A 22,951-nucleotide genomic window follows, 5' to 3' on the forward strand; every position below is an offset into this window, starting at 1 on the left:
GTTTATATAGTTTGAAAAAGAACAAATTTTATCCATACATTTGGCAACTATGGATTGGTCATAGAGTGAATGGATAAAAAGATACATTACTAGTTACTTTATACGTGTACGCAATGGAACAATAAAATTCACATTTCCGAGAGGGGAATTATTATGATAAAACTTGTACTTATTCGTCACGGACAAAGTTTATGGAATCTTGAAAATCGCTTTACAGGATGGACAGATATAGATTTATCAGAGAATGGATTAAGTGAAGCGAGAGAAGCAGGAGCGATATTAAAGAAAAATGGATATACTTTTGATGTCGCTTATACATCTGTATTAAAACGAGCAATCCGGACGTTATGGATTGTACTTCATGAGATGGATCTTGCTTGGGTCCCAGTACATAAATCTTGGAAGCTAAATGAAAGACATTACGGTGCATTGCAAGGGTTGAATAAAGATGAAACTGCGAAAAAGTATGGTGAGGAGCAAGTTCATATTTGGAGAAGAAGTATTGATGTAAGACCACCTGCTCTTACTGAGGATGATCCTAGATATGAAATGAATGATCCAAAATATAAAGCACTTAAAAAAGGTGAGTTTCCATTGACTGAATGTTTAGTGGATACGGAGAAAAGAGTACTTGATTATTGGTATTCAGAAATTGCACCGTCATTAAAAAGTGGTGAAAAGGTAATTATTTCATCACACGGTAATACGATTCGTTCGCTAGTGAAATACTTAGATAACCTTTCAAGCGATGGTGTTGTTTCATTAAATATTCCAACGAGCATTCCACTCGTTTATGAATTAGACGATGATTTACGTCCGATTCGCCATTATTACTTAAGTATGGACGGAGAAGTACCAGAAGGGGAAATTCCGAAACATATTTCTTTTTAACATGAAAATTTGAAACGCATGCTTGTCTACATATACAATGTAGATTCATGATAAAGTGAAACTTTAATCAGTGGGGGGCATCCCCCATTGATTATTAGTTGAACCAATCGGGCTTTTATGGGCAGTTGATCCCCTACCTAACTTCTATGCTTTTGCAGGTGGGGGTCTTACTGCCCGTTAATGCGGGGTAAAAGACGTGGTACCTTCTAATGTATATGCGATATTGCTAAATTTAGAAGCTTGTCCACGTCTTTTGTCATAAAGAGAGCTACTTGTGCATGTAATGATATCGTGAGTAGTTTTTGAATGGAGGGTGATGTCATTGGTGATCTCTAACATTCGAATCGGCTTATTTATTTTAGCAATCGTTTTTCTAGTTCTTGTTTTCTTTTACTGGAGAAATGAAGAGCTCTACGAGGAGAAGAAGCAACGAATTAGAAAGACTTGGTATGGGTTGTTTATAATATTAGTCACCGTGTATTTCATGATAAAAGGAATTGATTTAACCCTCTGGAAAAATCTTTTAATGTTCACTGCAATGGTTATTTTCGTTGATATCGCATTTATTTTAACACCAAATATTTCAGAAATATGGGGAGCGAAATTTAGCGATATCGGTAAGACTGTTCAATCGATAAAACGGTCATTAATTGCTTCTAAAGCAAGAGGAGAAATATACACAACAATTATTCAAAATGTTAATCCAGCAGTATTCGGTACAATGGAATGGCATACGGAAGAGGAATATACAAAGAGCTTAAACGCATTTTTAGATTCGTATGGAGAAAAGATTGGTGCGAAAATTGTTGTATTTGAAGCGGCAAAAGAATTAAATACAAACTTTCGTGGTATCCGTTCTCAATTTAGTATTATCATTCCGTTAGAACACATTGAGCAATTGAATGAACAGAAAGCGGTGCAAGTAGAAAATGTCGGAATAATACCAGCAAAAATGGTGAGTGATGTTTTCATTGTTATTGATGGGAAGAAAAATAACCTGCAAGATCGAGATTTTGAAAATGTATATAATTTAACAATACATCATAGTTATTTTAGTAAATAAGGACAGGATTTTCTTCTGTCCTTTTCACTTATACATAAAGGGAAAGCAAATTTAGACAAACTTGTATAAAATCGGACAATCATTCCTACACTAGCACGTAGAGGTGATTGTAGTGATAAAAGATTATGACAATGATTTTTTTAAAGAAGAAAATGAAGATACAACTGATTTCTCGTTAATAAAAGGAGATACTTTGCAGCAAGTAGAAGAGTTAGAAGAAGAATTAAAAAGAAAATGATACGTGTACACGCTGTCTACATTTGCGATATAATATAAATAGAAGATTGTATCTTTTTGAAGAGGGGGAGAAGAGATGGCTGAAGTAAACGTACAAAAATCTTCATTTTTTAAAGAAAAAAGAAGAACCAAATACAGATTTCTCTCTTGTGAAAGGTGCATTGACTCAAAATATAGATCGATTAGAAAAATTTGTAGAGGCAATTCCATATAAGTATATAAAAGGGTAATTTAAAAGAGAATGCGTAAAAACATTCTCTTTTAAATTATCTCTTTATGATTTGTTTATGCGTTATTTCTTTTTTTGTTTAAAAATGATTTTATACATAAAATACCCAAGGGCTGCAAAAATGAATCCAATAGCAGCACCAACTATTTGTTTCATAAACAATAAGTATAACGAAGCAATAATTAGGTAAATAAGATTAAAATTAATACATACTTTGAAATAAATTCTAACCCTTTGTACACTAGTAGAATGACACCTGAAAGAACAGTGATGATAGGTAATATCCTATTTTCGAAAAAGCCTTCCTTTTTTTTGCTAGAATGCTGTTGTTTATTCAATATAAATATACTCCCGTCTTAAAGGATTAATCTTTTATTAGTTTTGTTATTTCATTTACGAAAAGATTTTTGGTTAAATAGGTTATATCAAAGGAATCATTTATTATATTTCGAGTTAATAGCCATTGGGTGTTGGGTGATTCAATAACAAAGAATCCATTGTCAGAAATAACCTCATTCTTTTCGGTTGTATCTAGACGCATAATAGTGTAAATAGACTGTGTTGTTTTTAAATCTATTATCAAATTTTCAGCATATAAGGAATTAAATCCATTCTCTATTAACATTGTTTTCCCTTCTTGAATAGACAAAGGGAAAAACTTTTCAATATTTTGTACGATATGGTTTGGAAGAGTTCCTACAATGTCACTGCCTTTTTCTTCTTGCTGAAATACTAGCTGTAATAAATTTTTAGATTCTAAAAATAATCTATCGTCTGAAATTTCTTCGATTTTATGTGCAATACCATCTAAACTCTGATATGTAACGTTTGAAGTGTTATCAATATAAATGTTAGCAGTAATCGTTGTTTCGTTTATAAAATCGATTTTTTGAAGTAATAATGAAAGTTGCGGGTTACACATAGTGTTGAATAATTTCTCTATACTCGGTTGTAATTGCATTTCTTTAGTTTGTTGATTAAAGTTTAACAATCCTCTAGCATAAAGGGAATGCGCTGCAGTCAATAATATTTTTTCGACATCTGCTTTCTCTAGTTCATCATAAATAAGACTTAGTAATTCTTTTGCATAAGTTTGATTTTCTTTGGAATTCATTAGAAATGCTAATTCTTCTATAGAAACAATTTGTTTTTTATTCATAGCTCTGAAAAAGTCTAATTAGAGACTTTTTTACCTCATTTCTTCAATTGATTTTTAATTTATTTTAAAAAATTAGTGAAGCTATCTGTAAAACTTGAAATACTCTCTTTAAACTTTTGACGAGGTACAAATTTATCTGCTAATTCATTGAATGCGGTTCCACCTACAGTAGAACCAATAATGCCACCTGCAATTGCACCAACAGCTGTACCAACTGGAGGGAAAATTAATGAGCCAGCTAATGCACCCGCTTCAGCACCCGCTACTCCACCTGCATAAGTTGAAGCTAAATTTCCAACTACCTTTCCTGTAGAATAAACTGTATCCATAGCAATATTAACACCAGCTTGAGAGCCATCATATTTTTTAAAATCACCTTGTATGGCGGATGTTAATGAACTTACTTCTCCTAATGCAGTAAGGGAAATGGAAGCTATACCAAAGGGTTTCATATTTTTTATAATATGCTTAGAAATATTAGATTCTTTAATACTATTTTTAGGAAGAGATTTATCTAATTTCCCTAATGATGCAGCGGTTTTTTCTAATGTTGAAAAGTCTTTTAAGGGAATTAATTTATTCCATATTTCTCCTGCCTTACCATTAACCCATTTACGAGTGACGATATCTACTAAATCATTTCTTTTTTTGTTAGGAATAACATTTAATACACCTGCCATTATACCTAATTTAACGGTGGGAGATAAGGAGGTCATCAATCCCTTTTTGAGAGATTCAAGCAAACTTCCCTCATTTGTAGATAACTCAGCTCCTGTTTCACTATCTACTTTTCTGAATTTTTCGGCCGATCTTTTTAGTTGAATTTCAATCTGTTGAAGGCAATGAATATATTTATTCATTACTTGGCTAGATTGTTGAAAATCATAATAAAACTTTTCTTTGGTAGAACCATACCAAATTGATTCAAGATATGAGATATCTTGTCGAAGGTTAGTGAATTGTACTTGTGCTTGCTCTTGAGCACTTTTAAACTTGTTAGCAGAAGCTTCTAATAATTCTGGAGTCACGATAATATTCAATATGGTTAACCTCCTTGTGTGAAAAATTATTTTAACCAAAAATATATTAGATTATAATTCCATTAAAATCTACTTTTTTATAATATCAAATATTATTATTAAATAGTAGATTAATATTGGTAATTTTATGATAATTAACAAAAATAAAAAAGAGAGAATGCGGGTAGGAGTTAAAGATACAACTGATTTCTCGTTAATAAAAGGAGATACTTTGCAGCAAGTAGAAGAGTTAGAAGAAGAATTAAAAAGAAAATGATACGTGTACACGCTGTCTACATTTGCGATATAATATAAATAGAAGATTGTATCTTTTTGAAGAGGGGGAGAAGAGATGGCTGAAGTAAACGTACAAAAGTCTTCATTTTTTAAAGAAAAAAAAGAAGAACCAAATACAGATTTCTCTCTTGTGAAAGGTGCATTAACGGAAAATATAAATCGTTTAGAGAAATTAATGAATAATGGTACTTCAAAATATATGAGAGCAAAAAAAACGAAAGAAAATGCATAGTGCATTTTCTTTCGTTTTTTTATACGATTAAATATTTAAAGGGTGGATTTTAAAGGATGAAATAGAAAGGGAAAGTAACGAATCATGGTATAATGATAGCAGACTTACATATTATTTTGTCATTTTGAGAGGAGCTTAAAAATGTATTCTACTTTAGAACAATTAACAAAGCACCCTGTATTTTATCATTTTGCAGAAATTTCAAAGATTCCTAGAGGATCTGGTAATGAAAAGGAAATTAGTGATTATTTAGTTGGTTTTGCAAAAGAGCGTAACTTAGAAGTGATTCAAGATGAAGAAATGAATGTCATTATTAAAAAAGACGCAACTACTGGCTATGAAAATGTACCAGCTATTATCATTCAAGGCCATATGGATATGGTATGTGAAAAAAATCAAGCAACCGTACATGATTTTGAAAAAGATCCAATTGAATTACGAATCATTGGGGACATGTTATATGCAAATCAAACGACTTTAGGTGCTGATAATGGTATTGCAGTTGCGTATGCAATGGCTTTATTAGATGCATCAGACATTTCGCATCCAGCACTTGAAGTAGTTATTACTACTGAAGAAGAAACAACAATGGGCGGGGCTTTCGCTGTTGATGCAAATCACTTTGAAGGAAAGATTTTTATAAATATTGATTCTGAAGAAGATCATAAATTACTTGTAAGTAGCGCAGGTGGTGCGAAAGCTGTAGAAACAATTCCAGTAATATGGGATGAAGTGCCAGCGAATACGGATGCATACCGTCTATATGTTGGTGGTTTAAAAGGCGGACATTCTGGTATGGAAATTGATAAACAACGCGGTAATGCGAACAAAGTATTAGGACGAGTATTACGAGATTTATCAGCAAATATCCAATTTGATATAAATGAAGTTCACGGCGGATTAAAAACAAATGCAATTCCGCGTGAAAGTGTAGCTACAATTGTATTAGCTACAGAAGATGTAGAGAAAGTAGAAGAAAAACTAGAATCATGGACAAGAGTATTACAAGAAGAAATGCGTGCTGTTGATCCAGATGTTCATGTAACTCTTACAAAATTGGATGAGAAAGTAGAAAAAGTATTTGCTAAAGAGACGCAAAAGCAACTTATTTCATCATTATTCTTAATTCCAAATGGCATTCAAAGTATGAGCATGGATATTAAAGGCCTAGTAGAAAGTTCAACAAATTTAGGCGTTATTGAAACGTTGCAAGATGAAATTAAATTACGTAACGAAGTGAGAAGTTCTGTCAGTAGTTTAAAACAACATGTTGCAAATGAAATTAAATGTATTGCCGAATTAGTTGGTGCAACATTTGAAATAGAGTCGGAGTATCCAGAATGGCCATACAATCCGAATTCGCAAATTCGTAATTTGTTTGAAAAAGTGCATCAAGAAAAATACAACAAAGATGCTGAAATCTTCGCTGTACATGCGGGTATTGAATGTAGTGCATTCGTTCAAAAGATGCCTGACTTAGATGCAATTTCATTCGGTCCAGATATATTCAATGTTCACACTCCAGATGAACATATTAGTATTTCTTCTGTTGTGAATAACTGGGGCTTCTTCGTTGATGTAATGAAGGGTACGAAAGAATTAGCTAAATAATATGAATGAAATGAAAAGTAGCCTATAAAACTTTATAGGCTACTTTTTTGTATATAGTTTTATTAGAAATTCATTTTTACGATATCATTTAATTTTTGCTTTTATTTCTAGGGGAGATTATACCAAAGACTGCTCCGGATATTGCACCGATTAAAGTCATAAAAATTGTACTCCATGCTGCAAATGACATTATTACACCTCCACATAATAAATTATTGTTTCTTAGCCTTTTGAATAGAAATGATAATTGCAACAACTATTAAGAAAATAAGAGGAGACCAAGAATAGAAAGACATGTAACATTCTCCTTTCAATACTAATTTTATACCTTTATATAAATGAATTATCGCATGTTTTAAAATTGAACATATAGAATATGCAATATTGCATATCGAATTGTAGGACATAAAGAAGTAAAAATGGTTCGTGAATAAAAATGCTAATTGATAAAGAAGGTAAGGATTTCTTCTAGCCTTAAAAAGGGGAAACGATCAAAAAAGCTCCCTATATATAAGGAGAGCTTTTAAAATGATTTTTGTCTAATAAAAATGTATCCAATATTTTTTTACTGATGAGATAAATGTAAATTATTTTGAGATTTTAAAGCTGCCCCCATAATAATAATTTTCTCCAAGTTTCATAACAGCTACATATGTTCCTGGATTATAAACATTAGTAATAGGTGTAACAAATCTACCATAATTATGTTTTAGACCTGAGTCATAAATGGTTTTATATCTATGCAAGTTTATTTCATCATTTTCATTTCCACTCAATTGATATATTTTTACAATACCAGTATCTTTACCACCAGTATATATAGTAACATCGAATGTATCTCCATGCTTTAAGTTACCAACTGCTAACTCTTCTAAAAAATCTGCATTATGATGTAATAAAAAATAGCTTTGCCACCGCCAATTATCTGTAAATCGTGATTCTTTTTGTATAAGTTGCGATTCAGCAGACACAGGTGGGAGTGTACCAATTGTATTCGAAAATAAAAATCCTCCAACAGTCAATGCGCCAATAATTGTTGATTGCCTTAATAGTTTCATGTTCTAAACCTCCTATTTACTTAAGGATTCAGAAATCGTTTTTGTGAAAAACTAGCTGTGAAATCTAATGGATGATAATATCTTCTATAATCATATTAACATTTATTGATTTATCAGACAAATGAATAAATAATAAAACTATATCGAGGGAGTTAAGGCTAATATAAGAAAGAGGTTAGATGTATAGCTAAAAAATCTTTATTATATGTAATTGGGATTTGTTATTTGAAAACTCGATTGTTTTAATGCTGAAATTTCAATTCATACTTCAAGTTTCAGTACATAATTTTACAATTTGACTTATATAATTTATCACGATATGATTCCTTTATAATAAAAGAAAGGCTTGAAGACAATGATTCGTCGTTTGAGAAAGCTAAAAAATGTAGCAGTCGTAGTAAGCTTCTAAGTAAATAGCAAAATATATAATACTTAGAAGCGAGGAATAAAGTTATGAAGCATCCATTATTTAATCATTGGTCAGAAACAAAGTATTTAAAAGATATAGTAACAAATTCACTCATTGAGGTAGGAGAGTACTCCTATTATTCAGGTTATTATGGTCATCAAAATTTTGAAGATGGCTGTGTAAGGTATTTGTGGGGGGATGCTAAGTCCCGAGCGCTGTTCAATCCAATTGAACAGATGGGATGGCATCTTGATAAACTCATTATTGGGAACTATGTTTGTATTGCGAGTGGAGTAGTCATTTTAATGGGTGGTAATCATAATCATCACTCAGAATGGATTACAGTATATCCATTCGCTGAGCAAATTGAACATTCATATGAACCGAAGGGCGATACAGTCATTAAAAGTGATGCTTGGATTGGAATGAATGCTATTATTATGCCTGGCGTTATAATCGGTGAAGGTGCAATCGTTGCAGCTGGATCTGTCGTAAGTAAAGATGTTCCGCCGTATACAATAGTTGGTGGAAATCCTGCTAAGGAAATAAAGAAACGATTCACTGATACAGAAATGAAAATGCTAATGGAAATGCGTTGGTTTGATTGGGATAGAGAATTAGTTGAGAAGGCAATGCCGCTTTTATCTAGTTCATCTATTGAATTATTATATGATTTTTATAACAAGGAAGTAAAAAATAGATAGATCTGTGAGGGAAACTACATTCTATATAGGATGTAGTTTTTTTATTATAAAAAATTAATAATATAGACTAAGGAAAATTCATCTCTGGTATGAGTATAGTAAATAGCTGAATTAAATAATTAAAATCCTTGATAGCTAATAAAACCAGTGTGTCTCGATATTTAATCGGGATACACTGGTTTTATTTTTTGTAAATATGGAACAAACGTATTATTTAGATTGTCTATTCATTGTAATCCTAAAAAATATATTGGAGGTAACAGAAGTGAAAGGTATGTTTTGCAAGAGATTTATTGCAATAGTAACAGTGCTTACACTATTTTGTAGCATAATTGTTACATCTGGAAGAGCAACAGCGGAAACAGTCCCTGTTTTAGATGTAGAAGCAGGATCAGCAATTTTAGTAGAAGCGAATTCCGGAAAAATTTTATATGAAAAAAATGCGGATGAATCACTAGCAATTGCTAGTATGACAAAAATGATGAGTGAATATTTAGTTCATGAAGCGGTGGATAAAGGAAAACTTAAATGGGATCAAAAAGTTAAAATCTCTGAATATGCACATAAGATTTCACAAGATCGCTCATTATCAAACGTTCCATTAGAAAATGGTGGCTCTTATACAGTAAAAGAGTTATATGAGGCAATGGCAATTTACTCTGCAAATGGTGCAACAATTGCTTTAGTTGAAGAAATTGCTGGAAAAGAAGCCGATTTCGTGAAAATGATGAATGATAAGTCAAAAGAGTTTGGAATGAAAAATTATAAATTTGTAAATTCTACAGGCTTAACAAACTATGATTTAAAAGGATATCACCCAGAAGGGACAACTCCAGACGAGAAAAATAAAATGTCCGCAAGAGATTGTGCGATTTTAGCACAACGTCTTATTCAAGATTTTCCGAAAATGTTAGATACTGCAAAAATCCCTAAAAAAACATTCCAACAGGGTGGTAAGTATCCAATTGATATGACGAACTTTAACTGGATGTTAAAAGGTTTAATTAAGCAATACGAAGGTGTAGATGGGTTAAAAACAGGAACTACTCCAGAAGCTGGTGATTGTTTCACTGGTACAGTAGAAAGAAACGGTATGCGTCTAATATCTGTAGTGATAAAAGCAAACTCTCATACAGCACGTTTTGATGAAACGAAGAAATTATATGATTATGGATTTGCAAATTTCGAAGTGAAGAAGGCCTATGGAAAAGACTCAGTAGCAAAAGGGCATGAAACAGTGCGAGTAGCAAATGCGAAAGACAAAGATGTTGTTGTTCAAACGAAGCAAGCTGTTTCACTTCCGATACCAAAGAACAACAAAGACGTATATAAAAAAGAATTTAAAGTATTGAATGAAGAACAAGAAGCACCTATTAAAAAAGGTGTAACAATAAGTAAAATGATTATCTCGCCTAAAGATAGTACAGATCCAGGGTTCTTATTAGGTAAATCATTACAAGTAGACCTTGTAACAAAATCTGATATAGAACAAGCAAATTGGTTTACACGTTTTATGCGTAACATCGGATCTTTTTTTAGCGGTATGTGGGATAGTGCGGTTGATATAGTAAAAAGCTAAATTTATAGGATAAAACTAAATATTAATCTGAAAAAAGAGTTTCGAAGTTTTATAAATTCTTATGTAGATAGTTTGGAATGGAAGATGGTATTAATTTTCAAATTGGATTCTTCGGAACTTTTCTTATTGTAATCAAGCTAAGCTAAATTTGTATCTATAAAAACAAAAAACGCTATTCTTTTTGTAGAAATATACAGAAAGGATGGCGTTTATTATGTATTTTTTGATTCAATGCATTCTAGTACAAAGTTAGTTTAATAAAGTTACATGAAGAAAAAACATCCATTTTTGCATCAAATGACAATAAAAAATGAATATCCGTTACTTATTTCTGTAAAAAGATTTTATAAAAATTTAATAAAATCTTTTCTTTGTATTAAATATTTTGTTTTAAATTATTTATATAAGGAAATGGAGACCAGAAAACAGATGCATAGATTGACTTTGAACTGCTTATATCTGGGATCTAGATAGACATTATGTACAATTCTCCCACTACACTAGTATAGTGGCCTTTATGAACAGCAAAATCTACAATTTACAAGGAGAACATTTTATGAGTAAGAGAATAAAAGAATTAGATTCTATACGAGGGTTAGCGGCACTTACTGTGGTATTTGGACATTTTTGTTTAATGCTACCATCGTTGCCTAATTCTATTAAATTTTCCCCGCTTAGGTTTTTATGGGCGGGTGGGGAAGCTGTTATCGTTTTTTATGTACTAAGTGGTTTTGTGTTATCTATGGCACTTTATCATTCAAAAACAAATTATTGGGGATATTTAATTAAGAGATTTGTAAGAATCTATATTCCTTATTATTTTTGGATAATCATTACCTTTGTTTTATTTATTTTATTTTCGTCGTATGAAGTGGTAGGACTACGGGATTGGTTCTATGATAGGTGGCAAGGGTCTATAACAAAATTAGATATTCTAAACCACTTTGTGCTTCTTAATAACTTTTTTACGGAAAATTATAATCCAGTTATTTGGTCATTGGCTCAAGAAATGCGTATATCTATTGTGTTTCCTTTATTATTCCTTCTTTTTTATAAACTGAATTGGAAGAAAACGATACTATTTGCTTTGAGCTTTTCTTTCATTAGTGTTTTTCTTAATATGTTGCATATTGGGAAAGCTGAAGGATTTTATAATGGTTATGCTGATACACTGCATTTTACATCTATGTTTATGGTTGGAATGTTACTTTTTAAGTATAAGGAAAAACTTATTTACTCATATAGGAATATGAAAAAATTTAAAAAAGGATTTCTTATTGCATTAGGGATTATTTTATATTTATATTCCATTTTAATTTATGGTTTTTCCCGTAATGATACTACTTTCTTATTAAAAGATTGGGGTGTCGTAATGGGGGTTAGTATATTTATTATAATGGCTATGAGTAACCTAAAAGTAAAAGCATTTTTAAATAAGAATGTATTTGTATATTTAGGAGAAATTTCATACAGTATCTATTTGTGTCATTTTCCAATCATGATGGTACTATTTAAACTTTTGTATACAAAGATACCTATCTTTTTCCTTCTTACTTTGTGCATTGCAATGACACTACTTTTTTCTATAATTTCGTATCATTTAATCGAAAAGAAATGTATCAACTGGGCAAAACAAAGAACAACCAATTTTTTGAAAAAAGTATAATTCCTAGAGAGATTTTATTTCTTTAGTAAATATACGAATATGACCGATTCCTAAGTATACTTAGGAATCGGTCAATTTTGGATTCTAAATGTAAATATAATTGAAATCGAAAACTACTTAGAAATAACAATTACGGTGTGAGCTATTGTATAGTATAGATATGGTTAATAATAAAGGGGGACTACATATGTGGAAGCGATTTGTATCGATTGGTGATAGTTTTACAGAGGGCATAGGGGATGAAGTTGAGGGAATAGCATTAAAAAGCTGGGTAGATCATTTTGTTCAACTTTGTGTAAACGATATAGAATATGCTAATTTTGCAAAGCGTGGGTTAGTAACTAAAGAAATACGCTCACAGCAATTGGAAAAGGCATTAACGTTTAATCCAGATTTGGTTAGTCTAATTGCAGGTGCAAACGATGTTTTAAAAGGACGTTGGGATCATCAAGCATATAAGAACGATATGGAATTTATGATAGATACATTAAGTAAAACAGATGCTGATATTATTATAGCAAACCTTCCAGATTTTACAGTTCGGCTACCTATTTCTTCTGAAAAAAAACAAGTGTTAAAAGAACAATTATTAGAGGCAAATGAAATTATACTTTCACTGAGTAGAGAGTATAAGCTTCATCATGTTGACTTTTGGAATCATCATTTAGTTAATGATAATACGCTTTGGTCTACGGATTTGATTCATCCAAACTCAAAAGGATATGTAAAAGTTGCTGAATTGATTTTTAGTAGTTTGCCTGTACATGACTCTTCTAAATAAGCTTTAGAATGAACGCATCGAATCCCCTGTCGCATACAGCGCAGGGGTTTTGATGCGAAATAGAAGGATATAAAGCGCCTATAAATTATACTTTCAGTAATTCTTTTTATTGTTTATACTTAGTTATTTTCTATTGTAGGACCCTTAGTATAAGGGGTCTTTTTTGTTTCAAATATTTACAAAAAAGATAAGAGCGGAGAACTCAAACTAAAAGGTATTTTAAATAAAATTGTTAAAACAGCACTAATAATGACACCGATTGCTAAATAGATTCGCTTTTTTATTTGTAAGAATTTTAAAATCTTCCCCTTCGAATGCATCTGAACCATAAATTAATTTCTTTTGTAAATATGGAACAATCTCATTACTTACACTGTCTATTAAGCGTTACAACATTTTTTATTTAATATATCAAGAAAGGAATAAATATTTTTAACTAAGGGAGAAGATTGAATTGAAAAAATTATGGATGTTGGTTTTCTTTTGTTTTGCAGTTATGTTGGTAGGATGTAATAAAAACGAACCGCCAAAACAAGCATTTGAAGAATATATAAATTTATGGAATGATAAAAAATTCGCAAATATGTATGATCATTTATCAGAACATGCCCAAAAAACGATTTCTAAAAAGGAATTCACCGAGAAATATCAAAAAATCTATGAGGGTATTGGAGTTAAGGATTTAAAAATTAAAACGAAAGGAGAGAATGCTAAAGATAAAGAACTTTTTCTTTTTGAAGTTAATATGGATACGGATGGAGGAACAGCTTCATTTATCCATGAAGCAAAACTTGTAAAAGAAAAAGAATCTTGGAAAATAGATTGGACACCAGATTTCATTTTTCCAGGTATGAAAAAAGATTACAAAGTACGTATGCAAATAGAACAAGGAAAACGTGGAGAAATATATGATCGAAATGGGAAAGGTCTTGCAACGAATGGTAAAGCGACTGAGGTTGGAATTATTCCAGAGAAACTAGGCGAAACGGCAGCGCAAACAAAAGAAATAGTAGCACAGTTACTGGATATGTCTATAGAAGAGGTTGATCAGAAGCTTACAGCGAAATGGATAAAACCAGACTCCTTTGTACCAATTGGTATTTTAAAAGAGGGAACTAGACAGAATGATTATATTGAATTAGAAGGAGTTTCATCTCGCCCAGTAAATATTCGGACGTATTCATTAGGAGAAGCGGCGGCACACTTAACTGGTTATATAGGAAAGGTGAATGCAGAGGAGTTAAAATCGCTTCAAAAAAGAGGTTATCAAGCTGATGATTTAGTAGGTAAGACAGGTTTAGAGAAAGTATTAGAGAATAAATTGCGTGGCGAAAAAGGTGGACGCGTATTTATAGAAGATGAGAATGGAAAAGAGATTAAAAATGTAGCAAAAAAAGAAGCAAAAGAAGGGGAAAACGTTACGTTAACAATTGATGCTGCAATTCAAGAAAAAATCTTTAATGAGATGAAAAATGAAGCAGGATCTAGTGCAGCGGTCAATCCTAAAACAGGTGAAACTATAGCACTTGTAAGTAGCCCTGCTTATAATCCAAATACAATAGTTAGAGGAGCGTCAAAAGCCCAACGAGAAGCATGGAATAACGATTCAAAACTACCAATGATGAATCGTTTCACACAAGCATTTGTACCAGGTTCCGTATTTAAAACGATTACTGGTGCAATTGGTTTGGAAACAAACACTATAAACCCTAAGGAAGAATTTAAAATTCAAGGATTAAAGTGGGCAAAAGATTCATCTTGGGGAAATTATTATGTAACACGTGTGAAGGAAGCTAGTCCAATTGATTTTGATAAGGCAATGAAGTACTCTGATAATATTTATTTTGCTCAACAAGCTTTGAAAATGGGAAAAGATCAGTATGTAAATGAATTTAAGAAATACGGATTTCATGAAAAATTACCAATCGAATACGAATTTCCTATTTCAATCATTGCAAGAGATGGGATAAAAAATGATATTCAACTAGCAGACACGGGATATGGACAAGGACAAGTATTAATGACACCACTCCATTTAGCATTAACATATGCACCGATTGTGAATGAAGGGAATATTCCGTCGCCTCATCTTTTAAAAGAAGCAAAAGTAGAGGGGAATTGGAAAGAAAATGTGGTTTCTAAAAAGAATCAAGAGATATTAAAGAGCGCATTAATAAAAGTCATTAATGACCCTGATGGCGCGGGGAGAATTGCTAAGGTTGATGGTATAACTCTTGCTGGTAAAACCGGTACAGCAGAACTGAAGGAGTCGAAAGAAGCAGACGGAAAAGAACTTGGATGGTTTGCAGCTTTTGATGCAAATGCGCCCGACATGATCGTTACCATGATGATCGAAGATGTAAAAGGAAGAGGGGGGAGTAACGTTCCAGGCGAAAAAGTAAAACATGTTTTTCAGAAAAAATAAGTAACTATAAGGTGAAATCTTTTACTACATTCATTGTTTGCTTAACACGAAGGTATAAATTGAGCAATACAAAGAACAATTAAGTTTCGAAAAAGCATTCTCCTTAATTGAGAATGCTTTTTTGTTGTGGCTGAATAAAGATAATAACACATCTTTGTTTTCATTTTTGAAAGGTTGGTATTGCTAATAGTAAATAGAAGAGTAAAACAAATTGAAAGGGACAAGTGAGGGGGAATTATAAACGTTAACAAAACAGTTATTTAGTAAAACATAAATAGAGCACACAAATAAGTATGCTCTAAGAAAAAAGGTGATACAAGTGGAGTGTTGCGTGAAATGCACAAATAATAATCAGATTTTTTATGAGTGTATTTTTAACATTGTATGCTTTACTTGTTTTTTCGGAGCCTGTCATGTAAAAGAATGTATAGATGATTATTTTATGAAAGTAATTGCACACCTTTACATTTTTAGGAGGATTTTTTTATTAAAAAAAGATAAAGAACGGAACAAATGAAACTTGTATCTTGTCTATATATTGAAACCATAATAAAAGTGAGGGCAGTTTTATCTTTATTCAAATAAGTTCGAGGTGTGGAAATGGAAGAGACGTTTATTGAAAAGTGTATTCATGATGAGCTTGACTATGTTATAAAAGACTATTGGCAAGATGTATGGAATTATTCATTTATTATTACGAAAGATCCACACTTATCAGATGATATCACGCAAGATGTATTTATAAAGGTATTTAAAAATTGGAATTCATTTCGAAAGGAGTCATCTATTAAAACGTGGATATTAAAAATTACAAGAAATACAGCAATAAACTATTTGAAATCCTCCTATTTTAAAAGGATATCATTAGTAGGTTTTTTTAGTGACGATAAGCAATCTCCATCGGCAGAACGAGAGTTTTTTAAGCAAGAGGAAATGAATGAAGTGTGGGATGTTGTTTTAAAGCTACCTAAAAAACACCGTGAAATAATTATTTTAGATGCAAAATATGAATTATCTTATGAAGAAATGGCCGAAACATTAGGTGTATCCATTGGAACTGTTAAATCTAGATTAAGCCGAGCGAGAAGTAAGGTTTCAAAACTAATAGGGGAGGGTAGTAGTGATGAACAATAAAAAAAATCCTGACTGGTATAGTAAATTGAAAAAAGGCCCAATGGAGCATCGGAAAGATGAAGAAGAATTTATTTATAAAATAAAGCAATCGGTATATCAAAATAGTGAAGTAGATTCTGCAACATATAAGAGACCATTTCGTAAAAAAGCATTGCCTGTTGTAGTTGTTTTGGTTTGTACAATGTTATTTTTTATTGTTCAACAACCTTGGCTTGATGATAATAAATCACCGGTACAAAGTAGCACTCAAATTAAGCCTAAAACAAAAGATGAATCTGCTCAAGATCCATCATTAAAACAATTTATGTATGATTTATATCAAAGCACAAATTCAAAAAATGAAAATGATTTGTATAGAGCATTAAATGATGAAGTTCTATTTAAAGGGAAGAGTTATAAGAAGGATGAATTGAAGTTTGATGAAGATATTTTTCATGAGTTGCAAGTCGCTCTTACAATGGGGGGAGAATTTGCAAATGATACAAAAAAAGTATACAAAGTACCAAGTGGATTGACAGAAAGTAACGAACCAAAGCAAGCGCATTTTATATATGCAACGGTTACTGGAAATAAAACAAAAATTTTAGCTGAACCAAAACGAGAATCACAAGTTTTATATGAAGTATCTAATGAAATGGTAAAAGCTTGGATTCCAGAAAAAGTGCAAAATGATGAATATATAAAAATATCGACAATTAACGGTAATACTGGATATGTACAAAAAGAGTATGTTTTAACTGATATTAAGTATTCATTTATGTTCGAAAAGAATGATAATGGTGATTGGAAAATAATAAATATAGATTCTATATGGTAAAAGAGGAAGGTTCACTTTAATGAACCTTCCTCTTTGCTATTATCTTTTTTTTGAAGTGTATGCCAAGACTCTAAAATTTCCGATGTAACGAGAGCAGCGATGTTTTTTTCTGAATTACTACCAGGAATAACGACAGAAATGGCGATTTGTGGATCTTCGGTAGGAGCATATGCAATGAAAAGAGAATGATTTATCATTTTTGCTTGCTCATTCGGAAAACCTGTAATACCCGTTTTACCTGCGACATGAAAGGGTAAGTTTTTAATCTCCTCTATATTTTGACTCATTCCGCCTTGCACGACACTCCAAAATTTCACCGGATAACGATTAGAACTTTCTAAAATTGGTTTAAACCTTTTTGTTTCCTTACCATTTTGATCAATAATAGCACTTACGATTTGAGGTTTATATTTATCACCTTTACTTGCTAAAGTTGCTGCATATTGAGCGAGTTGAAGAGGAGTGTGTACTTCATTTCCTCCCCAAGAGGCATTTAATAAAGCGGAGATACCATTTTCAAACTTGTTTGTTGGATGAAATTCATATTGTCCGTCTTCTTCAAAAGGTAAATCAACCCCGGTTTTAGAACGAAGGCCAAATTGCTTTAAATACTCTGTCCATATATGTGCAACTTTTTCTATATTCCCATTATTTTGGTTGAATAAGGGTAGAGCTACTTTTGCTGTCATAAATGTGTTAGATGAATTAATGATAGCCTGCCTCGGTGTAATCTCACCTGTTGGCGTTCCAGGTGCATTCGTAATGTTATTTTGATTATCATATTGAAAAGTACCTTTATCTAAATAAGTATCTTCAGGTTGAAAAAGCTTTTCGTTTAATCCAATTAAAATAGTAAGTGGCTTTATAGTTGAGGCCATATTTACATAAGATTCACCATACTTTAATTTTTGAATTGCTTTATTTTGCGAAAGTGATTTAATGTTTTCATTTTTAGATGATACATGTGTATTTAATGTATTTGGATCAAACACTGCCGAGTTGGCCATAGTTAAAATTGCGCCAGTTTTTACATCGGTTACTACAATATAACCAGCTTTAGCATCACGTATTTTCTTAATTTGAGATCTTAATGCTTCCTCTGTTTTTTGTTGCAATTTAGAGTCTAAAGCTAGCTGGACATCTTTTCCTTTTTGAACTTTTTGAATGTTCCATAAGAATTTTTTATTATTCATTTTAAAAATCAGTGTTTTTCCGGGTTTTCCTTTTAAATCATTTTCATATTGAAGCTCAATCCCACTTTTTCCAACAGGTCCATACTTAGAATTAAGGTCATTTTCTACATACCCAATTAGCTGTGAACCAACTTCGTGTTTAGGATAATATCGAATCCATTCATCTTTAATTATTACATTATTGGGTTTGTTCTTGTTTATGAATGTAAGTTCACTCTCATTTATGTCAGAGTATAACGGTAAATCATTCATAGTCTGCTTTTTACAAGATTGTTGTAATTGAGATTTTATGTCCACTGTAGAAATGTCATGTTGAAACTCGCTTGAAAATTGATTGAAAAAAGCCAATGTGTTTGCTGCATCTTGTTTCGATAGCTTCTCATCATTAAAAGTGCAATATAGAGACTTAACTTTCTTATTTGTAGCTAGTATTACACCATTTCGATCGGAAATTTTTCCTCTTTCAGCTGAAGAAGTTGCGATAGTAATTGAGATGAAGTTGATTTTTAATAAAATTAGTAAAATCAAACCTACAATAGAAAGAACCGCAAAAAATCTCCATCTTTTTATATGTAACATATAACCCTCCCTTATGTAGCCTATTTCATCTTATAGTTAATTATTTTTTTTGTAAATGTGGAACAATTTTATTATTTAGGTTGTCTATTAAGTATAACAGCATGAAGAAAGGAATAATTAGTATGAAAAGTTACTAGCAAGTCTATGTGTAAGCTTAATATGAGTCATTATACAGTTTAGCATTTCTAATGCAAGCAATAAAAAAATAGAGAGAAAAACAGGAAAGGGGATTTATCAATTACGCGGCTAAACGAAGAAGGCTTGATGCTTACAAGGATGTAGAAAAAAAGATAAGACACTATTTATAACTGAATGGTGATTTCTAATATATAGGGAACGTATTTATTTACTAAGTATTAGTGAGGAGTTCCGGAAGAATTATATGGAGGATTTATGAAAAAACAAAAAGAAAAAAAGCAACAGACATATATATCTATTCGATTAAATATAATGTTCCTTTGCATATTTCTACTATTCTCAGCCATTATTATGCAGCTAGGAAAAGTACAAATCGTTGAGGGAGAGGCTTATAAGAACCAAGTGGAGAGCAGTCAAAATGAAACAACTAGTATACCAGTTCCACGTGGACAAATACTAGATCGAGAAGGGAAAACAGTTGTTAATAATAAATCTCTTCGTACGATTACGTATACAAGGGTAAAGGGAATTACTAGTGAAGATATTTTAAAAACAGCAAAAGACTTAGCGAAAGTGCTTGAAATGCCTGAACAAGATATAAATAAATTAACAGACATCGATAAAAAAGATTTTTGGATGCAGTTGAATAGGCAACGTGCGGAGACAATGATTACTAAAAAAGATATAGAGAAGTTAAAAGATAAGGGAGTAGAGGGAAAAGAGTTAGATAAAAAAATAGAAGACTTAAGACGAAGTCGTGTTACAGAATTAGAATTGGCAGAATTAACAGCACAAGATTTAAAGGTGTTAGCTATTAAAAGTAAAATGAGTTCTGGTTATCAACTAACACCACAAATTATAAAAAAAGATGTAACAGATCAAGAGTATGCGCGAATAAGTGAAAACCTTGCTGAGTTTCCAGGAGTAGATGCAACAGTTGATTGGGAACGTAATTATGTAAATGGTAATTTATTCCGTTCTGTGTTGGGTAATATTACGAGTAGTGAAGAAGGGTTACCGAAAGAAAACTTAGATTCTTATTTGGTACGTGGATATAACCGTAATGATCGTGTAGGAAAAAGTTATATTGAACAACGATATGAAGATGTGTTACACGGTACAAAAGAAGAAGTGAAAAATATTACTGATAAATCAGGAAACATTATAAACACAGAGATAATCTCTAAAGGAAAAAGTGGTAATAGTTTAACATTAACGATTGATATGGAATTACAAAAGAAAGTGGAAGAAAGTATAGAGAAAAATTTGAGAGCGTTTAAGAGTTCAGAGCCACTGTTGGACCGAGCTTTTGTCGTCATGACGAATCCAAATAACGGACAGATTTTATCTATGGCAGGCAAAAAGATTGTAGAAAAAGAAGGGAAATTAGAGATTGAGGATTTGGCATTAGGTAACATGACAACTTCCTATGAGCTAGGGTCCGCTGTAAAAGGTGCAACTGTATTAACTGGATATGAGACAGGGGCAATACAGCCAGGAGATCAATTTTATGATGCACCTATGAAATTTAAAGGTACACAAGCTAAGAAATCGTGGAATGTATCCGGATTTGGTAATATTAATGATTTACGAGCGCTACAAGTATCTTCGAATGTATACATGTTCCAGACAGCTTTAAAAATTGCGGGAGTTAATTACGTACCAAATGGTTCATTGGATATAAAACAAGGAGCATTTGATACGATGCGCTATTATTTTAAACAATTTGGATTAGGAGTTCCAACAGGTATTGATTTACCGAATGAAATAGTAGGACAAACTAGAAAAGTAGATAGTCAGCCTGGGTTTTTACTAGATTTTTCTATTGGTCAGTATGATACGTATACACCGTTGCAATTGGCGCAATATATTTCAACGATTGCTAATGGAGGCTATAGAATGCAACCTCAAATTGTACAAGAAATACGAGAGCAATCAATAAAAGAAGAAGAGGTTGGCAAAGTTATACGCTCTATAGAGCCTGTCGTATTAAATCGAATTGATATGAAGACAGAACATATTGATCGAATAAAAGAAGGGTTTAGATGGGTATTCCAAGAAGGTGATGGAACTGGCGTGAAATATTTCAAAAATGCTCCATATAAACCAGCAGGAAAGACAGGGACAGCTCAAACTGTATATGGTGGAGATGATCCAATTGGTAGAAATGCGAAAGGGGAACGTATGGAATGTTACAACTTAACATTAGTTGGATACGCCCCATATGATAATCCAGAAGTAGCATTCTCAGTAGTAGTCCCATGGCTTCATGATGATAAAAATGGTATTAATTCTATAATTGGAAAGGAAGTTTTAGATGTATACTTTGATTTGAAAAAGCAACGTATACAAGGTGAAACTGCTAGTACAGAGAGTTCGAATCAAAATCATTAATAATTGTGTACTTTTCTCAGGGGAAGAGATCCTGTTTATATAAAAGCCTTTATAAGTTAAAGAAAAAGTAAGATTTGAAATAAGAGTTAGTAGCTATCATAGTTGCTATCTCTTATTTTTGTTAATATCTTGGTTACTAGTTAAAAAAGGTTTTAAATTTATGGAACAAACTTGTTTCTTAGATGGTCTATTATGTGTACGTATAAAAACAGGTATTCAAATAGATACATTGTATTGAATTTACTACTTGTTTTCAGTATTGAAAATTTGAAAGGAATGATGATTTTGAAAAATAAGAGGATGCTAAAAATAGGAATATGCATTGGTATATTAGGTATAAGTCTTACAAGCCTAGAAACTTTTACAGGAGGGGCATTGCAAGTTGAAGCGAAGGAAAAGACAGGGCAAGTTAAACATAAAAAGCATGCGACATATAAAGAATTCTCTCAACTTGAGAAAAAATTTGATGCTCGATTAGGTGTGTATGCTATTGATACGGGTACACATCAAACAATAGCTTATCGACCTAACGAAAGATTTGCCTTTGCATCAACCTACAAGGCGTTAGCCGCAGGAGTATTGCTACAGCAAAACTCAACTAATAAATTAAATGAAGTTATCACTTATACGAAAGACGACTTAGTGGAATATTCACCTGTTACAGAGAAACATGTAGATACCGGAATGACACTAGGAGAAATTGCTGAGGCCGCCGTTCGTTCCAGTGATAATACTGCAGGGAACATTTTATTTAATAAAATAGGTGGACCTAAAGGATATGAAAAAGCGCTTAGACAGATGGGTGATCGGATTACTATGGCTGATCGCTTTGAGACAGAGTTAAACGAGGCTATTCCAGGAGATATTCGTGACACTAGTACAGCGAAAGCAATTGCTACGAATCTGAAAGCTTTAACGGTCGGAAATGCGCTTCCAGCTCATAAACGTAATATTCTTACAGAGTGGATGAAAGGAAATGCTACAGGAGACAAACTTATTCGTGCAGGCGTACCAACTGACTGGATAGTTGGAGATAAATCAGGAGCTGGAAGTTATGGGACACGAAATGATATTGCTATCGTTTGGCCTCCGAATAGAGCACCTATTATCATCGCAATTTTATCTAGTAAAGATGAGAAAGAGGCTACCTATGATAATCAACTAATTGCAGAGGCAGCTGAAGTTATAGTTAAAGCTCTTAGGTAATAATCTCTCAATTCTTTATTTAATGTAATTGAAAATATGAACTTGGAAAGCGATTCTTTTTAATGTGAAAAGAATCGCTTTTTTGTATTCCTATAATGAATAGTAAGTATATAAGCGAAAATTATTATTT

General features: G+C 32.1%; 18 protein-coding genes and 3 pseudogenes. 15 read left to right on the forward strand and 6 right to left on the reverse strand.

All coding sequences use genetic code 11. From position 1 onward, the window contains the following. Positions 1–153: 153 nt before the first annotated feature. From gpmA to spoIISB (MKX31_RS29255), 4 genes and pseudogenes are all read left to right on the forward strand, one after another. Entirely contained in the window at positions 154–891 is a 738-nt protein-coding gene (gene gpmA / locus MKX31_RS10255; RefSeq protein WP_340980741.1) for a 2,3-diphosphoglycerate-dependent phosphoglycerate mutase, read from the forward strand. A gap of 322 nt (positions 892–1,213) precedes the next feature. Next, positions 1,214–1,954 carry a type II toxin-antitoxin system SpoIISA family toxin gene (locus MKX31_RS10260; protein WP_064474160.1) on the forward strand — a complete coding sequence of 247 codons (741 nt, stop codon included), beginning with the start codon at positions 1,214–1,216 and terminating at the stop codon, positions 1,952–1,954. Between the two features lie 112 nt (positions 1,955–2,066). Next, positions 2,067–2,192, forward strand: a complete 126-nt coding sequence (locus MKX31_RS10265) for a hypothetical protein (RefSeq protein WP_064474161.1) — start codon at positions 2,067–2,069, stop codon at positions 2,190–2,192. Between the two features lie 75 nt (positions 2,193–2,267). Next, positions 2,268–2,440: pseudogene (spoIISB, locus tag MKX31_RS29255) on the forward strand (stage II sporulation protein SB). A 43-nt stretch (positions 2,441–2,483) separates the two neighbouring features. Here spoIISB (MKX31_RS29255) and MKX31_RS10270 read toward each other — a convergent pair. From MKX31_RS10270 to MKX31_RS10280, 3 genes and pseudogenes are all read right to left on the reverse strand, one after another. Further along, positions 2,484–2,758: pseudogene (locus MKX31_RS10270) on the reverse strand (hypothetical protein). 26 nt (positions 2,759–2,784) lie between these two features. After that, complete coding sequence (locus MKX31_RS10275) at positions 2,785–3,579, reverse strand: hypothetical protein (RefSeq protein ID WP_176713062.1); 795 nt, start codon at positions 3,577–3,579, stop codon at positions 2,785–2,787. 59 nt (positions 3,580–3,638) lie between these two features. Continuing rightward, positions 3,639–4,619, reverse strand: coding sequence for a WXG100 family type VII secretion target (locus MKX31_RS10280; RefSeq protein ID WP_064475200.1), 981 nt, complete (start codon positions 4,617–4,619; stop codon positions 3,639–3,641). A 331-nt stretch (positions 4,620–4,950) separates the two neighbouring features. On the opposite strand from MKX31_RS10280, the gene spoIISB (MKX31_RS10285) reads away from it, so the two are divergent. Both spoIISB (MKX31_RS10285) and pepD read left to right on the forward strand, forming a co-directional pair. Continuing rightward, positions 4,951–5,127, forward strand: coding sequence for a stage II sporulation protein SB (gene spoIISB / locus MKX31_RS10285; protein ID WP_000852619.1), 177 nt, complete (start codon positions 4,951–4,953; stop codon positions 5,125–5,127). A gap of 141 nt (positions 5,128–5,268) precedes the next feature. Continuing rightward, the gene (gene pepD, locus MKX31_RS10290; RefSeq protein ID WP_064475201.1) at positions 5,269–6,738 is read left to right on the forward strand and encodes a beta-Ala-His dipeptidase; all 1,470 of its coding nucleotides are present in this window, start codon (positions 5,269–5,271) and stop codon (positions 6,736–6,738) included. A gap of 587 nt (positions 6,739–7,325) precedes the next feature. Here the strand turns inward: pepD and MKX31_RS10295 are convergent. Continuing rightward, complete coding sequence (locus MKX31_RS10295; protein ID WP_098111442.1) at positions 7,326–7,796, reverse strand: DUF5065 family protein; 471 nt, start codon at positions 7,794–7,796, stop codon at positions 7,326–7,328. A 453-nt stretch (positions 7,797–8,249) separates the two neighbouring features. Between MKX31_RS10295 and MKX31_RS10300 the strand changes: the two genes are divergently transcribed. From MKX31_RS10300 to MKX31_RS10330, 7 genes are all read left to right on the forward strand, one after another. Continuing rightward, entirely contained in the window at positions 8,250–8,909 is a 660-nt protein-coding gene (locus MKX31_RS10300; protein WP_000682543.1) for a CatB-related O-acetyltransferase, read from the forward strand. Positions 8,910–9,174: 265 nt separating this feature from the next. Continuing rightward, a complete protein-coding gene (locus MKX31_RS10305) occupies positions 9,175–10,488 on the forward strand; it encodes a D-alanyl-D-alanine carboxypeptidase family protein (protein WP_340980743.1) in 1,314 nt (437 codons plus the stop codon). Positions 10,489–11,005: 517 nt separating this feature from the next. Next, the gene (locus MKX31_RS10310; protein ID WP_081257232.1) at positions 11,006–12,154 is read left to right on the forward strand and encodes an acyltransferase family protein; all 1,149 of its coding nucleotides are present in this window, start codon (positions 11,006–11,008) and stop codon (positions 12,152–12,154) included. 187 nt (positions 12,155–12,341) lie between these two features. Next, positions 12,342–12,935 carry an SGNH/GDSL hydrolase family protein gene (locus MKX31_RS10315; protein ID WP_064475205.1) on the forward strand — a complete coding sequence of 198 codons (594 nt, stop codon included), beginning with the start codon at positions 12,342–12,344 and terminating at the stop codon, positions 12,933–12,935. 454 nt (positions 12,936–13,389) lie between these two features. Continuing rightward, entirely contained in the window at positions 13,390–15,360 is a 1,971-nt protein-coding gene (locus MKX31_RS10320) for a penicillin-binding transpeptidase domain-containing protein (RefSeq protein ID WP_340980744.1), read from the forward strand. 600 nt (positions 15,361–15,960) lie between these two features. Then, complete coding sequence (locus MKX31_RS10325; RefSeq protein ID WP_060488847.1) at positions 15,961–16,494, forward strand: RNA polymerase sigma factor; 534 nt, start codon at positions 15,961–15,963, stop codon at positions 16,492–16,494. Then, positions 16,484–17,311: an anti-sigma factor gene (locus MKX31_RS10330; RefSeq protein WP_088047194.1), complete on the forward strand. Its 828-nt coding sequence runs from the start codon at positions 16,484–16,486 to the stop codon at positions 17,309–17,311. The genes MKX31_RS10325 and MKX31_RS10330 overlap by 11 nt, the downstream gene beginning before the upstream one ends. 11 nt (positions 17,312–17,322) lie before the next feature. Here the strand turns inward: MKX31_RS10330 and MKX31_RS10335 are convergent, their stop codons facing one another. Further along, on the reverse strand, positions 17,323–19,083 hold the full coding sequence (locus MKX31_RS10335) for a peptidoglycan D,D-transpeptidase FtsI family protein (protein ID WP_098111723.1): 1,761 nt from the start codon (positions 19,081–19,083) through the stop codon (positions 17,323–17,325). A 393-nt stretch (positions 19,084–19,476) separates the two neighbouring features. Between MKX31_RS10335 and MKX31_RS10340 the strand changes: the two genes are divergently transcribed. Together MKX31_RS10340 and bla are read left to right on the forward strand one after the other, a co-directional pair. After that, entirely contained in the window at positions 19,477–21,615 is a 2,139-nt protein-coding gene (locus MKX31_RS10340; RefSeq protein WP_088047192.1) for a peptidoglycan D,D-transpeptidase FtsI family protein, read from the forward strand. A gap of 279 nt (positions 21,616–21,894) precedes the next feature. After that, positions 21,895–22,821, forward strand: coding sequence for a class A beta-lactamase Bla1 (gene bla, locus MKX31_RS10345; RefSeq protein WP_370458083.1), 927 nt, complete (start codon positions 21,895–21,897; stop codon positions 22,819–22,821). 19 nt (positions 22,822–22,840) lie between these two features. On the opposite strand, the pseudogene MKX31_RS29260 reads toward bla, so the two are convergent. Continuing rightward, a pseudogene (locus MKX31_RS29260) lies at positions 22,841–22,915 on the reverse strand (undecaprenyl-diphosphatase); the annotation flags it as partial. Between the last annotated feature and the right edge of the window lie 36 nt (positions 22,916–22,951).

The sequence above is a fragment of the Bacillus sp. FSL M8-0063 genome (assembly GCF_038005545.1).
GTDB classification, from domain to species: Bacteria; Bacillota; Bacilli; order Bacillales; family Bacillaceae_G; genus Bacillus_A; species Bacillus_A wiedmannii.

Coding starts and splice junctions, on each gene's coding strand:
- MKX31_RS10330 (WP_088047194.1), top strand. CDS start 16,484: ATGAACAATAAAAAAAATCCTGACTGGTATAGTAAATTGAAAAAAGGC.
- MKX31_RS10310 (WP_081257232.1), top strand. CDS start 11,006: ATGAACAGCAAAATCTACAATTTACAAGGAGAACATTTTATGAGTAAG.
- MKX31_RS10340 (WP_088047192.1), top strand. CDS start 19,477: ATGAAAAAACAAAAAGAAAAAAAGCAACAGACATATATATCTATTCGA.
- MKX31_RS10300 (WP_000682543.1), top strand. CDS start 8,250: ATGAAGCATCCATTATTTAATCATTGGTCAGAAACAAAGTATTTAAAA.
- MKX31_RS10335 (WP_098111723.1), bottom strand. CDS start 19,083: ATGTTACATATAAAAAGATGGAGATTTTTTGCGGTTCTTTCTATTGTA.
- MKX31_RS10315 (WP_064475205.1), top strand. CDS start 12,342: ATGTGGAAGCGATTTGTATCGATTGGTGATAGTTTTACAGAGGGCATA.
- gpmA (WP_340980741.1), top strand. CDS start 154: ATGATAAAACTTGTACTTATTCGTCACGGACAAAGTTTATGGAATCTT.
- pepD (WP_064475201.1), top strand. CDS start 5,269: ATGTATTCTACTTTAGAACAATTAACAAAGCACCCTGTATTTTATCAT.
- spoIISB (WP_000852619.1), top strand. CDS start 4,951: ATGGCTGAAGTAAACGTACAAAAGTCTTCATTTTTTAAAGAAAAAAAA.
- MKX31_RS10295 (WP_098111442.1), bottom strand. CDS start 7,796: ATGAAACTATTAAGGCAATCAACAATTATTGGCGCATTGACTGTTGGA.
- MKX31_RS10325 (WP_060488847.1), top strand. CDS start 15,961: ATGGAAGAGACGTTTATTGAAAAGTGTATTCATGATGAGCTTGACTAT.
- bla (WP_370458083.1), top strand. CDS start 21,895: ATGATTTTGAAAAATAAGAGGATGCTAAAAATAGGAATATGCATTGGT.
- MKX31_RS10275 (WP_176713062.1), bottom strand. CDS start 3,579: ATGAATAAAAAACAAATTGTTTCTATAGAAGAATTAGCATTTCTAATG.